Below are 14070 nucleotides of genomic sequence, written 5' to 3'. Positions count from 1 at the left end.
TCCTTAGTTTCTCAGCGCCTGCCCGCGAGGGTGACTGGAACCGTGCACCTGGCTGTGACAGTTGAGACAACTTCCGCCGCGTACGCGCAGGTCATTGGCGGCGAATTCGACGTTAGCATGGGGAACCTGATGACATGACTGACACAGCTGAGGCAGTCTCTGTTTCAGCATCGCCTGATTGACCGAACCATGCGGGGTGTGACAGGCAGTGCAATCTTCACTGACCGGTTCGTGCTCCCATAAAAACGGGCCGCGTTTTTCTGCATGGCAGTCATAACAGGCGGCGTTGACGGACGGTTGGTTGAGGCTGAACTCATTGACGCTCTGATGCGGGTTATGGCAGTCACTGCATTGCATCGTACCGTTGAGCATCGGGTGACTGGTGCGTTTATGTAAGTCAGCCTTGGTCTGGCTGTGACAGGTAGTACAGGTCTGAATTTGTAGCCCGGCATCGAGCATGGGATCTTGTTTTTTATGCACCTGATGACAACTGGAGCAGGACAGGCCTTCAAAGGCATGTTCGCTGCTGTGCCAACTGGCCCGTTGTGTGTCCTGATGGCAGGACAGACATACGCTGTTTTGCTTTTCAGCCGCAACCGGCGAGTCCGGGCCAAAGGTGATCATGGGCTCTCGTAACTGGCCCTTACGCGGAGAAACGGGCATGATTGCCGGCCGGTCCGTGGCAGGCTTCGCACTGCTTTTCCCGCATAGGACCGTGGATGTTGGCCATTTTGCCGTGCACATTGGCAAAAATACCGCTGGCCGGGTGATCCGATTCGTCATCATGGCAGCGCAAACATCCTTCGGCACCGCGGCGTGAATAATTCCCCTCGCTGAACTTTTCATCCAGCGTTGTTTCAGCTTCGAGCCTGGGGTCATCGTCAACGCTCTCTTGCGCATTTAGCGTCGGGAACAATGCCAGTAACACGAGCATGATAAAACACCACAGCTGCACACCTTTTTTCATAACCCATTCCTGTTTTGATGCGTTATTCGTTGGTTGTTATTAGTTATCAGGTTGTTTTGTCGCCTCAGTCACGATAATCATAAACGTGGTGCACCTTATCAACGCCTTGTGGTTGCCCGATCGCATGGCAAGAAGCACACTGCTCTGTTCCGATAGCGGCTGCAGCACTATCGGCAGCGAATACAGCACCGTTATTGATCATATGCGTCAGAATGGCATCTCCGGCGACATTATCCGGATCAGCATTGGCTAGTGCTGATTCCAGATGACAGGCTCCGCAGGCAACCAACGCAGGGCTGAAATACTGTCCTGATGCCAGAGAAGGACGAGTGTTTTCGCTCGCCGGCAGGTTGTACTGGCTGTTGGTATGACAAGCTTCACAGTTGTTGAGTGCTCCCGGAAAGCGTGACTCTCTCGCTCTTGCCGAGCCATAAGCATGGAAAGAGTGCACATGGTATTTCAGATCCGCTGCCATACCCGGATAGAATGCGGACCGCTCAGAATTGTGGCAGTTTTTACACTGCTGGAAGTCGGTGGCCGCATGAGGATGGTCACCCAGTTTATGAATCGTTAACTCTTGGTGGCAGGTATTGCAACTGTTGATATCCGCCGCCACCGGCAGTTTGTGGGTCAGGCTGACACCACCTGTATCAAAGGAAGAAGCGCTATTATTGGCCGCGATGACAAACGGGTATTTCAGCAGATCTATCCCGGTGAAGTTGCTGCAGTCGCTGAGTACGGCATTTCTTCTGTCGCCACAGAGCGGAATGTCAGCCAAATTCACCGTCAGTTTGGAGAGCGCCCCGGGTTTGAGCGTTGCAGTGCTGAAATCTTTATGACAGGTAAACAGGCCGCTTCCCTGGGCAATGCAACCGTCGCCCAGATTACCGTCTGCGGCCATATCCAGCCCGTTATTGGCTAACATCGGGCCGTCGCCATTATCCCAGTTGAGCAGTAAATTGAGATGGCCATGTTCATTAATGAAGGAGGTAATATCATCCAGACTACTCACCGCGCTGCCGTCTTTTTCAATACGGACGTCGACTTCAAATTGACTGTTAATGAAACGGGCCTGTTCAATTGTGATCCGGAGTGAATCTCTTGCGACAGCCAGGTTTTGTAAACGAGTCATGTGGACGGTTTTAGCGCTGCGACTGGCATCCTGGCCAATAATGGGTTGGTTGTTACTGTCGAGGTCGTACGGGCGATGGCACCCGGTACAACTGTTTTGCGCGACGCCGTTACGAACCCAGTTGGTGCCGACCTGATTACTGTGCGCGCCGCGATCCCGGTAAAGGTGGCAGCTTTCACAGGCCACCTGACTCGGATGTTCGAACCAGTTGTTGGCATCTGAGGCAAGCGTGGTATTGTCCGAGTGGCAAGTGGTACAGTTGCGGGTATCTTGCGGGAAAGGGTTGCCTTCAATAACCAATCCATCGATGTCCGTTACCAATTGGTCATTACTATCAACGGGTTGTTTGTAGGTGGTCAGATCGCTGCTGCTGGTGCCGATTTTAAACACATTACCGTGGTACTGATGAACCAGCACTGCCAAAGGACGGCGGCGGGGTGCCGCTGCCGGATTACTGTCGTTATGGCACGCGGTACACACAGCGATGTTGTTGTCGATTGAGCGATAACCGGGGCCGTGATGAAGGGGCTCATTCATATGACAGTTGGCACAGGTACCATTTTCAATCACGTTTCTGGACACCGTATTGTCTGAACGGGTGCCGGGTACCCATTCAAAAACCTGAGTGAAGCCGAGGTTGTGATCGCCATAGGCCATCACAATGCGATGCAATTTATCCTCATCCCACGCAATAAATCCGCCGTTATCGGCAGAGTCAGTGGGGTAGGGATCGGCAACGTTCAGAATATCCGTAATAGCGAAGGTGTAACGATAACCTTGAGCTGTCTGGACAAGTTCTCCGTCCCAGACACTTTCCATTTGTGCCCGGTTATCGCTGGCATTGCTGCTGTGATGAAAGCTCTTCCAGAAAGTGTTGCCGTTACGGCCGTTGTAGGCATAAGCGGCACTGGTGCTGTCGTCGGTATCGATCCGGGCGGGCATCGCTTTCAGCACTGCGATGCGAAAATCTTTGCTATTGTCGAATGTGACACGGCGCCCTGCGCCATCTGTGACTTGAAAGTCGACGACCAGTTTGGTGTCTGTCCCGTTTCTCTGCAGTCAGCAGTGTCGGTGTATCGATTTTAACACTGAAGGCGGTTACGTCAGGTGGCGCCTGATTTTGATCATTTTTGCTGCCGGGCCCACAGGCGCTCAGTAACAGGCTGAGCCCCAGGAATAGCACTGCTGATTTTCTTATTGTGATTGTCGTGCTCCCACCTGAACTTTATCCCTACTCCAATGGAATAACAGCGCAACGGATTTCTTGTGTGCTGGATGTTTATTGCTTATGTGGTTGTTGATTACTTACATGATCGTTAACTACTTATATATTTTAATTATCTGGAAATTATGATTTTTATTGGATTTCTTGATAATCATTTTCTGTGGTTTTTAACGCTGCTTGAGCCATGCCTGAGAAAAGTATAGACAGAGAGAAATACATCACCACATTTTTATTATGGATTTTAATCTATAATCACAAAACTCGATTTGAATCATTTTTTAACTGTCATTGTGAATCCTTACTGACTATTTTTTAGCACAATAGATAAGTAGCAGAACAGCAGTGGCGAGTTAGAAATGCGCGGTGGCGATGTTTATAAAATATGTTTCTTATCTTGTCATTTATTTGATGGCTGATGCTGTTTATTAATTTTAAATTATTCCACTTAATAAACATGGGATTGTAACCTGGTGTATAAATATTGGATCTATTACTCTAATTTAGGATGAGCAAAAATGTTGAACTATTTAAAGTTAATAATGCTGCACTTACCTTTAATTGCCATCAGTACATCTTTTAGCGTTGTTTCATATGCTTCCGGCAGTGATCTAATCCAGCGCTTTGAATGTGAAGCCTGCCATGGCAAGGATGGTGTTTCACAAAGTACAGACATCCCGACCATTGCCGGTATTGCCGAGTTTAATCTTATCGATCAAATGCTGAGTTATCAGGAGGGGAGACCGGCTGATAAAGTGCACCATGTCAGCGGTGACACCAGTAAACAAGGCGATATGGCTACCATTGCAAATGCGCTCACTGAGCAGGAAATTGAGCAACTGGCCGCTCACTACAGTGGGTTGCCTTTTGTTCGAAACTCAGCAGGCATTCGATGCAGAGCTCGCTGCCCGGGGTAAAGTGGTTCATGCCGAAAATTGCGAAAGTTGTCATATCCAGGGCGGTAGTGATCCTATGGAAGAAGCGTCGGTTTTAGCCGGTCAGAAAAAAGGTTATTTAATTAAAACCTTGCAACAGTTTTATAACGGCCAGCGTTACGTAGATAAAAAAATGGATCAGGCAATTAAAAGCCTTTCTCAGGCGGATTTATTATCTTTGGCTGAGTATTATGCGAGTATGCAATAAATTGCTTTTAGCGGGCGGTGTCTATGAACTGGTGGAAAAAACCTAATTCGAAATGGCTGCTTGGAATCCCTTTAGGCGGAATATTAGCATTTATTTTAGGTGTTGTGTCTCTTGGTGCATATCATGGGGCAATGGACTATACCAATAATAATGCTTTCTGTTTCTCGTGTCATATTGGCATGGATACCATAGTTGAGGAATATCAACAGTCGGTCCATTATAAAAATACCAAAGGGGTGATTGCTGCCACTTGTGCCGATTGCCATGTGCCACGTGAACTGATACCAAAATTAATGGTAAAAATAACCGCTACTGCCGATGTGTTTCATAAACTGGCGGGGGATATCAGATTAGATAATTTCGAAACGGAGCATCGGCCGCGTCTGGCGAAACACGTGACGCAGCAGTTTATCGACAATAAATCCAAACAGTGCCGTTATTGTCATCAGGTAGAGCGGATGGATCTCGACAATCAGGGGCGTACAACAGCCCGCCGTCATCAGATGATGGAAGAGCGGGGACAGTCATGCATAGATTGCCACGCAGGTATTGCTCACAAGCTACCTCAACCTGAGCAATCTGCCCAACCCGCGCAGTCTGACAGTACCCAACAATAACCTGGCACCCGCGCAGTGACTCTTTAGTCCGGGCGAAAGCCATTACACCTGTGGATTGGTGCTGTCGGTTATCTAATCTTCGCAGTTCGGGTGACGATTTCCCCGGACTTCGTTGTGACCCTTCGGGGTTATTCGTCTTGTTCCGCCAATTGGCGGATTGCTTTCACCATGCCGTTAAAAATAAACAGGTGGGCCGGCATCATGGCAAACCAGTAAAGTAATCCTGCGAACCCTTTTGGATGCCACCAGGCGGCAATATTCAGCTCCCGTACGTCACCGTGATCTTTAATCGTTACTTCCAGTCGGCCAAGCCCCGGGCCTTTCATGCCAAATAACAGAGAGAGGAAGTGCTGGTTTTCGATCCGAATCACTTTCCAGGAGTCGATAAAATCACCCACCTTAAGATCCGGGCCGGGAGGAGATACCCGGATGGGTTTGCCGCCACCGACCAGAAAATCCAGCCACTCGCGGGTGCGCCACAGAATATTGGCAAAGAAATAGCCCTTTTCCCGGCTACCGATCTGCTGTGCCACCTGCCACAAGGCTTCAGCAGAGGCGTGTGTCCTTATAGTGGCTCCGGCACATTTAGGATAATAGCCGTAGCCGGCTTGCCAGCGCTGTAAAGCGGCGGGGTCGAATCCCCAGACGTTGCTGCGCACGAAACGTGCCTTCCTGTTCGATGGTGGATTTTGCTGCGTCATAGTAGCTGATTAACGGCTGCGGATAACGAGTGCGAATCGTGTCGGAATCGGTGACGTAATCATGTTCCAGTCCGGCTAATAAGGCCCGGCCAATACTTGATGGCACTGAGGTGACCAGGCCAAGCCAGTAGGATGCCATGGCTGGTGTCAGCATACGGGTTGACCAGAGCCGAAAAGGTTTGCCCGTCAGCTGACAGATGATTCTGAACTGGTCGCGATAAGAGAGTGTATCCGGTCCGCCGGCTTCCAGTATCTGATGTTCAGAAGGCGTTTCCTGTGCCAGTTTGAGCAGATAGTGATTCAGATTTTCTAAAGCAATCGGGTTGGCTTTGGAGTCGACCCATTTGGGTGCGATCAGCACTGGCAGGTTATAGACGAAGTCACGCATGATTTCGAAGGCTGCTGAGCCCGGTCCGACAATGACCCCTGCGCGTAATTCTGTTATCGGGACGTGACTCTGGCGCAGAATATCGCCGGTCTCTTTTCTGGCCTTAAGATGGTTCGACTGCCCAGAGCCTGGTTGCAGCGCACTGAGATAGATCACGTGGCGCACCTGGCTTTGGTCCAGTGCCGATTTAAAGTGATGAGCAAGGGACAGCTCGTATTCAATAAAATCATGGCCTTGTGCCATACCGTGCACCAGAAAAAACACCAGATCGAACTGAGGTACAAGCTGAAGTGTTGCCTGCTCATCAGCCAGATCCAAATGGGTAATCGTCAAGTGCGGATGGGGTGAGGTTCTTAGCGTCAAATAGTCGGTCTGGCGAGCGGCTGCGGTGACATCGTAACCTTGTTCCATTAATAGAGGGAGGAGTTGCGAGCCCACATATCCGGACGCGCCCAGAACCAGAACTTTCTTCATGATCGCCTCTTGCAATGGAGTGGTGTGATTAGGTGCATAAGCGTATAATACCGGTTCATTTTTAGCCTTGCTATCAAACTCTTGTCCTGAGGTGGTCGGTTGTCAGTTGTGTCTCAAGTTTTACATTACACCAAAGGTGATTTCTTTCGTCGTCTGATTGCGATTGCGCTGCCGATCAGTTTGCAAAGCATCATGTTTTCCAGTCGCGGTTTAGTCGATGTATTGATGCTGGGACAACTGGGCGAAGCTGAAATTGCCGCTGTCGGCGTCGCAGCGCGTGCCACCTTTGTGACCACGATTATGCTGGTGGGCGTGACAACCGGTGGCGCTCTGCTGACGGCTCAGTACTGGGGGGCAGGTAATCAGCGCGGGGTAAGGGAAAGTACCGCATTAACCTGGCTGGTTTCCATGTTCTTTGCCCTGTTCACTGTGGCCCTGTTTCTGATTTTTCCCAGTCAGATTATGGCGCTGACCACGGAGTCGCAGCGTGTTAATGAGTTAGGAACCGAGTACTTAATCATTACTTCTTTCAGCATGCTGGCGGTTGCATGCGTCAGCAGCATGGCAGTCGGATTACGTGCCATGCATAAACCGGGTATCAGCACTTTTTTCAGCGGGATTGGCATCCTGGCGAACGTTTTCCTCAACTGGTTACTGATATTTGGTAAATGGGGATTGCCTGCCCTTGGTATTCAGGGGGCGGCGATTGCGACGGTGATCAGTGGTTTGCTCGAAGTCGGCTGCCTGTTTGGTTATTTGTATGCCAAGCAGCATTTGTTGGCGTTCCATCTAGGCGATCTTCGCGCGGTACTGGTTTGGAAGACCATTGTCCGGTTTCTCAAGCTCTCTTTGCCGACCACAGTCAATTTTCTCGGATGGGCGGGCGGGCTGTTTGTTTATCATGCCATTATGGGGCAAACCGGTGTTCAGGGGTTAGCTGCGTTGTCTGTGATGACGCCGGTAGAATCAATCTCGCTCAGTCTTTTGATTGGCATGTCGAATGCGGCAGCGGTGTTAGTCGGTAACCAGCTTGGCGCCAGAAACTTTGACGCGGTGTATTATCAGGCGATTGGTATTGCGGTATTGAACGTGATCGCCGCTGTGGTGGTGGCATTTTTACTCTATCTGGTGCAGATCCCCATTCTGAATTCGTTCAGCGCACTGACTGAACAGACACGCGAACTGGCGAACAAATTCATCGTGATTCTGAGCCTTGGCATAGTTCTTCGTTCTGTGCCTATGATGCTGATTGTTGGGGTGTTACGAGCCGGAGGTGATGTAAAGTTCTGTCTTGCCCAAGATACCGTTGCCCAATGGCTGATTGGTATTCCTCTGGCGGCATTTGCAGCCATCTACTTGCAGGTGGCGCCGGAATGGATTTATCTGCTGTTTCTTACCGAAGAAGTGGTGAAATGGTTTGGTTCTATTTGGCGTACAAAAAGCAAGCGCTGGATGCGCAATTTGATCGAAAACTAGATATATGACATCTTACTAATGCATCCTGATGTATATTTTGTGACCCAATGTCCAAAATACTTTCTAGAGTGCGGGAATTAGTGTAGATTCTCAGTCCTTAATTTATCGACGGTGAGTGATTTAATGTTACAACTGATAGACCTGTCCAAAGGATTTATGGATGGCGATGAGTTTCACCCTGTATTACAAGGGGCAGAGTTGACGTTAAATCGGGGCGAACAGTTGGCATTAATGGGCGAAAGCGGCTCGGGCAAGAGTACGCTGCTCAATATGATTGCCGGTCTCGACACCGTCGATTCGGGTGAAATCTGGTTTCCTGATTTTGCCATGCACAAGAATGCAGAGCATAAACGTACCGCCTTCCGCCGTAATAATATTGGTCATATTTTCCAGCAATTTAATCTGTTACCGACTCTGAATGTCGCCGACAACATTCGTTTTTGTCGTCAGCTCAAAGGGTTGCCAGAGGATCAGGGATTATTGCGCCAGATTTTATCCGCGCTGGATTTAATGCCTTTGCTTGGCCGTTACCCGGAAGAGGTGTCTGGCGGACAGCAACAGCGTGCCGCGATTGCGCGCGCCCTGTATATGGAACCGACGTTATTGCTGGCCGATGAGCCGACCGGAAGCCTGGATGAACGTAATGCTGAAGCGGTAATGCGCTTACTGACTTCACTGGCGCATCAACTCGAGTGTTCTCTGCTGCTAGTGACTCACAGTGAAAAAGTTGCGAGCCATATGGAAGGGTGTATCCGCCTGCAAGGAGGGCAGTTACATGTTATGGCCCGTAGTTAAAGCACTACTCGGGCACTACCGTCGTTACCCGCTACAAATTTTTCTCGTCTGGCTCGGCCTGACACTCAGTGTTTCCCTGTTAGTTGGCGTTACCGCCATCAACAACCATGCTCGTCAAAGTTACGAACATGGCGAAAAGCTGTTTTCTAATCCTCTTCCTTATCGAATCCGCACTAAACACGTCGCCAATAAGATTCCGCAGGGATTCTACGTTCAGTTGCGTCGTGATGGTTTCAACCAGTGTGCTCCTTTTGACAGCTACCGTATGACAACCAAGTCCGGTGCTGATTTTACTCTGCTCGGTATTGATCCGGTCGCTATGCTCCCGCTGGGGAATGGTCTGACATTGGATCAGATGAGTATGCTGGCGCTGATGCAAAAACCGTCCCCTCTGATGGTAAGTCAGGATTTCGCTGCGCTGCGAGGCTGGTCCGCCGGCGATCCGATTATTCTGGATGATGGCACTGAACTCGGCCCTGTGGTGATTGATACGCACAACATGATTAACGGCACGCGCATTGTTGCGGACCTGTCATTAGTTCGTGAGCTGAGACCAAGCTCGGGCTTGTCGGTTATCGCTTGTACGGATATGCCGCCGGAGAAGCTACAACAGCTGAAACGAATTCTTCCCAATGGCATGACTTTAGTGCGGAGTTCGCGTGCAGAACTGGAATCTCTCACTCAGGCGTTCCATATGAATCTGACCGCGATGGGAATGCTGTCGTTTCTGGTTGGTTTATTTATTTTCTACCAAGCGATGTCGCTGTCGCTCATCCAGCGTCAGCCTCTGGTTGGCATATTACGTCAAACCGGTGTCTCCGGCTGGCAACTGGCGAAAGCGTTATCACTTGAGTTGCTTGTTCTGGTTGTTCTGAGCTGGTTGTGCGGCAATGTATTTGGCCTGATGCTGGCCAATAAATTAATGCCCGCAGTATCGGCCAGCCTGGCAAATCTTTATGATGCCAATGTCGGACTGGCTATTGACTGGGATTGGAGCTGGAGCTCTTACAGTTTATTTATGGCAATCTTTGGGGCGTTTGCTTCTTGTGCATGGCCGTTGATTCGTTTGCTAAAATCGCAGCCGATACGGCTGACAACCCGCCTGTCTCTGATGCGTTTTGCCCGTTCTGAATTCACGTTGCAGGCCTTGATTGCGAGCTGCCTGTTTGTGGCTGCAATCGCGGTGTATCAGGCGCCGAAAACTCAGTCGTCCGGCTTTGCCATTATCGCGTTGCTGCTGATCAGTGTTGCTCTGATTACGCCATTCCTGATCTGGAAAGTGTTCAAAAGTTTCTCTTACACTATGCGGTGGGTAAAAGTACGCTGGTTCTTTGCCGATGCGGCTGCGAGTATGAGTTATCGTGGCGTAGCAACAATGGCATTTATGCTGGCTATGGCGGCCAACATCGGGGTGGAAACCACGGTCGGCAGTTTCCGTGAGACGACGGAGAAGTGGCTTTCGCAGCGTCTGGCCGCCGATTTATATCTCTATCCCACCGTCAGCTCTGCTGCACGGATGAGTGAATGGCTGGCGAAACAGCCGGACGTTGACAATGTGTGGTGGCGCTGGGAAAAAGATTGCTCGACCAATAATGGTGCTCTGCAGGTGGTCAGTACCGGCGCATCGCAAGGTGAGCTTGACTCACTGACCGTTAAGCTCGGTGTCCCGGATTACTGGTATCATTTACATCACTCTCGTGGCGTGATGGTCAGCGAATCCATGGCAATTAAACTGGGTATACGACCGGGTGATTATATCGATCTCTCGATGCCATTGGGCCAGGGCTGGCTGGTGGTCGGTGTCTATTATGACTACGGTAACCCTTATAACCAGGTGCTGATGTCGCATCGCAACTGGCTGTACGCTTTTGCTGGTACGGGTAACGTCGCTCTGGCCGTGAAGATGAAAGATGATACTCAGGTCAACGTGCTGAAAAAACGTCTTGATTCGGTATTCAGGCTCGACTCAGAGCGGGTATTTGACAACCACAGCCTGCACAAAAAAGCCATGCGGGTCTTTGATCGGACCTTTGCTATTGCCGATACCCTGGGCAACATCACTTTATTGATTGCGGTGTGCGGGATTTTCTTCGCTACCGTTGCCGGTGAAGTTTCCCGTCAACGGCATATTGCTTTGCTGCGTTGTCTGGGCATGTCCGGGAAAGAGCTGGTAGTCGTAGGTGCATTGCAGTTGTTCGTTTTTTGGGCTGTGTCTTTAATCATTGCTTTGCCGCTGGGTATTGTGCTGGCTAAGTTAATGATTGATGTTGTGATTCGTCAATCGTTCGGGTGGACAATGGCACTGCAAATGATTCCGTCGCTTTATATGCAAACCGCCATTTTGTCGATGCTGGCTCTGATTATTGCCGGAGCTCTGCCTGTGATGCGATTGGTTCGTCGCTCGCCAATGAAATCATTAAGGGATGCGCTGTAATGGCAATACTGAATAAAAGCCTGGTGAAGCTGTTGGTGGTGGCAACCGTATTGGCGGTTATCGCATTGATCGGTTCATTGCTTTATGCCATTTTCGCTCCGCCTCAATACCAGTCTGATGATAACGATTTGGACTCTCTGTTTGCTTCCCAATCGCAAAAAGTATTTGAATCGGCACTGCCGGGCAAACCTGTAGTTTTACCCGCAGATTTCGCTATGCATCCAGACTATCAACATGAGTGGTGGCACTTCTTTGCCAATGTCAAAGATACCCACGGCAACGAATATGGCGTGCAATGGAATTATTTCCGTATCGCGCGTGATGATCTGGAGCATCCGGGCTGGGATAACTCCCAACTCTATTTTTCTCATGTGGTGATCTCGACCCGGGATCACGTCTGGCGCGAACAGCGTATGGCCCGCGGTGGTATCGGACTCGCCGGGCTCAATGCAAAACCTTTTCGGATGTGGATTGATAACTGGTCCTGGAGTGCAAAGGATGAGAATCCGTTCCCCGGGCGTTTAAGTGTTAATACCGATTCCTTTGCTTTGTCACTGAAAATGGAGCAGAAACGGACAGTATGTGATACCCGGTGAACAGGGGTATCAGGCCAAGCATAATTTGATGCCGGTTGCGTCATATAATATCCAGGCGCCGTTTATCAAAGTACGTGGTTCGCTGAAACTCAGCAATAATTTGCCTCCGGTTGCTGTCGAAGGGACGGCGTGGATGAGCAAAGAGTGGGGCAGTGGTTTGCTGGCAGAAGGTCAGCGTGGCTGGGACTGGTTCGTGCTTGACCTCGATCAGGATACCACACTGACAGTCAGTCGATTCCGACACAATCTGCAGTTACCTTATGTATTCGGAACCTTGTCGACCCGCAATGGCAAAGTTATCACACTGAATGAATCTGATGTGATGATCACCCCTCTGCACATGATGTCGTTGGCGAATGGTAAATTAGTCCCGTTACAGTGGAATATTTCGATCCCGAGCCAGAATATCAATATCACCACCAGTGTACTCAATCAACATTTGTGGCTTCCATTTGCTCTGCCATACTGGCAGGGGCCGGTTTACTCGTTCGGAACACACCGTGCTCACGGTTTTATGCAACTGACGGGTTACTAAACCATCATTTTCTGTAATACGTTAAAAACGACAAACACTTCATACTTATGAGTCGGAACGGGAACATCTTAGATGTTCCCGTTTTGTTATTTTCCCACAAAAGCGGTTTTCTTTACTCGATTTCCTATACTTAAAGTTTGGCACTGTTTAAACGGAATAAACGTAGCATGGAGCTTAACTGTTCGGAATTTTCGAGGTGTATGTTCATTACAAGCGATTTCTCAAGTGATAAGTGAGTGGATACACTCAATTTATTCTTCTGTTTATCGTTGACTAACATAACTACAAGGACGATTTAATGACTGACACAATTCGTGACTTTTTCAAAATGGAATCAGCCGGAGGGATCATCTTAGTGATTGCTTCGGTGGTTGCCATGACCATTGCAAACTCACCTCTTAATGAATTCTATCAGGGTGCACTGCACAGCTACCTGTTTGGTATGTCTGTTTCTCACTGGATCAACGATGGTCTGATGGCTGTGTTTTTCATGTTAATTGGCCTGGAAGTGAAACGTGAGCTGCTGGAAGGGGCACTGAAGTCACGTGAAACGGCCATTTTCCCGGCTATCGCCGCTGTAGGTGGTATGCTTGCGCCGGCACTGATTTATGTGCTGTTTAACTCTGGTGATCCTCAGGCTATCCAGGGGTGGGCGATCCCGGCGGCAACCGATATCGCGTTCGCTCTGGGTATCATGGCGTTGTTGGGAAACCGGGTACCGGTGAGCCTGAAAGTATTCCTGCTGGCTCTGGCCATCATTGATGACCTGGGTGTGGTTGTCATCATCGCGCTGTTCTATACCAGTGACTTATCAACCATCGCACTGACAATTGGCTTTATTATGACCGGTGTGCTGTTCCTGCTTAATGCTAAACACGTCACCAAAATCAGTGTTTACATGGTGGTTGGCCTGATTTTGTGGGTTGCGGTACTGAAGTCAGGTGTTCACGCCACATTGGCCGGTGTAGTGATCGGTTTTGCCATTCCGCTGAAGGGCAAAAAGGGTGAGCACTCTCCGTTGAAGCATATGGAACATGCCCTGCATCCTTATGTGTCGTTTGGTATTCTGCCTCTGTTTGCATTTGCCAACGCAGGTATTTCACTGGCGGGTGTTTCTTTGTCTGGTCTGGCTTCAACCCTGCCTTTAGGTGTGGCTCTTGGTCTGTTGCTGGGTAAACCTCTCGGGATTTTTACCTTCAGTGTTGCGGCGGTAAAAATGGGTGTGGCTAAATTGCCGGAAGGTATTAACCTTAAGCACATTTTTGCGGTATCTGTGCTGTGTGGTATTGGTTTCACCATGTCGATCTTTATCTCCTCGCTGGCGTTTGGCAGCGCCAATGTAGACTACGACACCTACGCACGACTGGGTATTTTGATGGGATCCACCACAGCAGCGATTCTGGGTTACGGTTTGCTGAGCCTGTCACTGCCAAAGAAAAAGGTTGAGAATTCGGCTTCTGCGCAAGTCGATAACAGAACCTGATAAGTTAAAGTGTCCATCAAATACAAACGAAAGGCCCCGCGGGGCCTTTTTTGTTGTGTCTGGTTGTTCTTTAGCACTTTCCGTTCGTTATGGCGCAGGGCCAAGGT

Annotated in this window: 11 protein-coding genes and 2 pseudogenes; 9 read left to right on the top strand and 4 right to left on the bottom strand. The window is 49.6% G+C overall.

What is annotated here, in order from left to right:
- Positions 1-3: 3 nt before the first annotated feature.
- The 3 genes and pseudogenes from ABDK09_16245 to ABDK09_16235 all read right to left on the bottom strand — a co-directional run bounded on the left by ABDK09_16245 (position 4) and on the right by ABDK09_16235 (position 3303).
- A complete protein-coding gene (locus ABDK09_16245) occupies positions 4-663 on the bottom strand; it encodes a DmsE family decaheme c-type cytochrome (protein XAW88615.1) in 660 nt (219 codons plus the stop codon).
- Positions 644-967 carry a hypothetical protein gene (locus ABDK09_16240; GenBank protein XAW88614.1) on the bottom strand — a complete coding sequence of 108 codons (324 nt, stop codon included), beginning with the start codon at positions 965-967 and terminating at the stop codon, positions 644-646. The genes ABDK09_16245 and ABDK09_16240 overlap by 20 nt, the downstream gene beginning before the upstream one ends.
- Positions 968-1031: 64 nt before the next feature.
- Positions 1032-3303, bottom strand: a pseudogene (locus ABDK09_16235) (OmcA/MtrC family decaheme c-type cytochrome).
- Between the two features lie 536 nt (positions 3304-3839).
- On the opposite strand from ABDK09_16235, the gene ABDK09_16230 reads away from it, so the two are divergent.
- From ABDK09_16230 to ABDK09_16220, 3 genes are read left to right on the top strand one after another with little or no spacing between them, the layout of a single operon-like run.
- Complete coding sequence (locus ABDK09_16230; GenBank protein XAW88613.1) at positions 3840-4238, top strand: c-type cytochrome; 399 nt, start codon at positions 3840-3842, stop codon at positions 4236-4238.
- A 55-nt stretch (positions 4239-4293) separates the two neighbouring features.
- Positions 4294-4464, top strand: a complete 171-nt coding sequence (locus tag ABDK09_16225; GenBank protein ID XAW88612.1) for a hypothetical protein — start codon at positions 4294-4296, stop codon at positions 4462-4464.
- A gap of 23 nt (positions 4465-4487) precedes the next feature.
- Positions 4488-5081, top strand: coding sequence for a NapC/NirT family cytochrome c (locus ABDK09_16220; GenBank protein ID XAW88611.1), 594 nt, complete (start codon positions 4488-4490; stop codon positions 5079-5081).
- 128 nt (positions 5082-5209) lie between these two features.
- Here ABDK09_16220 and ABDK09_16215 read toward each other — a convergent pair.
- A pseudogene (locus tag ABDK09_16215) lies at positions 5210-6644 on the bottom strand (DUF2867 domain-containing protein).
- Between the two features lie 99 nt (positions 6645-6743).
- Between ABDK09_16215 and ABDK09_16210 the strand changes: the two are divergent.
- The 6 genes from ABDK09_16210 (at position 6744) to nhaA (ending at position 13963) form a co-directional block, all read left to right on the top strand.
- Entirely contained in the window at positions 6744-8120 is a 1377-nt protein-coding gene (locus ABDK09_16210; protein ID XAW88610.1) for an MATE family efflux transporter, read from the top strand.
- Between the two features lie 123 nt (positions 8121-8243).
- On the top strand, positions 8244-8915 hold the full coding sequence (locus tag ABDK09_16205; protein ID XAW88609.1) for an ABC transporter ATP-binding protein: 672 nt from the start codon (positions 8244-8246) through the stop codon (positions 8913-8915).
- Positions 8896-11349, top strand: coding sequence for an ABC transporter permease (locus tag ABDK09_16200; GenBank protein ID XAW88608.1), 2454 nt, complete (start codon positions 8896-8898; stop codon positions 11347-11349). Before ABDK09_16205 ends, ABDK09_16200 begins: the two co-directional genes overlap by 20 nt.
- Entirely contained in the window at positions 11349-11945 is a 597-nt protein-coding gene (locus ABDK09_16195; GenBank protein XAW88607.1) for a lipocalin-like domain-containing protein, read from the top strand. The genes ABDK09_16200 and ABDK09_16195 overlap by 1 nt, the downstream gene beginning before the upstream one ends.
- Positions 11932-12480 (top strand): lipocalin family protein, encoded by a 549-nt coding sequence (locus ABDK09_16190; protein ID XAW88606.1) that lies wholly within the window; start codon positions 11932-11934, stop codon positions 12478-12480. Before ABDK09_16195 ends, ABDK09_16190 begins: the two co-directional genes overlap by 14 nt.
- A gap of 298 nt (positions 12481-12778) precedes the next feature.
- Entirely contained in the window at positions 12779-13963 is a 1185-nt protein-coding gene (gene nhaA / locus ABDK09_16185; GenBank protein XAW88605.1) for a Na+/H+ antiporter NhaA, read from the top strand.
- The last annotated feature ends 107 nt before the right edge of the window (positions 13964-14070 follow it).

Origin of the sequence: Vibrio sp. CDRSL-10 TSBA (assembly GCA_039696685.1) — a bacterium.
Classification (GTDB): Bacteria; Pseudomonadota; Gammaproteobacteria; order Enterobacterales; family Vibrionaceae; genus Vibrio.
Note: the sequence above shows the minus strand (reverse complement) of the source record. Positions and strands in the feature narration are given on the sequence as shown.

Bases quoted from the DNA above. Each gene is read 5' to 3' on its own strand.
- ABDK09_16230 (XAW88613.1), top strand. From the start codon at position 3,840: ATGTTGAACTATTTAAAGTTAATAATGCTGCACTTACCTTTAATTGCC.
- ABDK09_16200 (XAW88608.1), top strand. From the start codon at position 8,896: ATGTTATGGCCCGTAGTTAAAGCACTACTCGGGCACTACCGTCGTTAC.
- ABDK09_16195 (XAW88607.1), top strand. From the start codon at position 11,349: ATGGCAATACTGAATAAAAGCCTGGTGAAGCTGTTGGTGGTGGCAACC.
- ABDK09_16205 (XAW88609.1), top strand. From the start codon at position 8,244: ATGTTACAACTGATAGACCTGTCCAAAGGATTTATGGATGGCGATGAG.
- ABDK09_16220 (XAW88611.1), top strand. From the start codon at position 4,488: ATGAACTGGTGGAAAAAACCTAATTCGAAATGGCTGCTTGGAATCCCT.
- ABDK09_16245 (XAW88615.1), bottom strand. From the start codon at position 663: ATGCCCGTTTCTCCGCGTAAGGGCCAGTTACGAGAGCCCATGATCACC.
- ABDK09_16225 (XAW88612.1), top strand. From the start codon at position 4,294: ATGGAAGAAGCGTCGGTTTTAGCCGGTCAGAAAAAAGGTTATTTAATT.
- ABDK09_16240 (XAW88614.1), bottom strand. From the start codon at position 967: ATGAAAAAAGGTGTGCAGCTGTGGTGTTTTATCATGCTCGTGTTACTG.
- nhaA (XAW88605.1), top strand. From the start codon at position 12,779: ATGACTGACACAATTCGTGACTTTTTCAAAATGGAATCAGCCGGAGGG.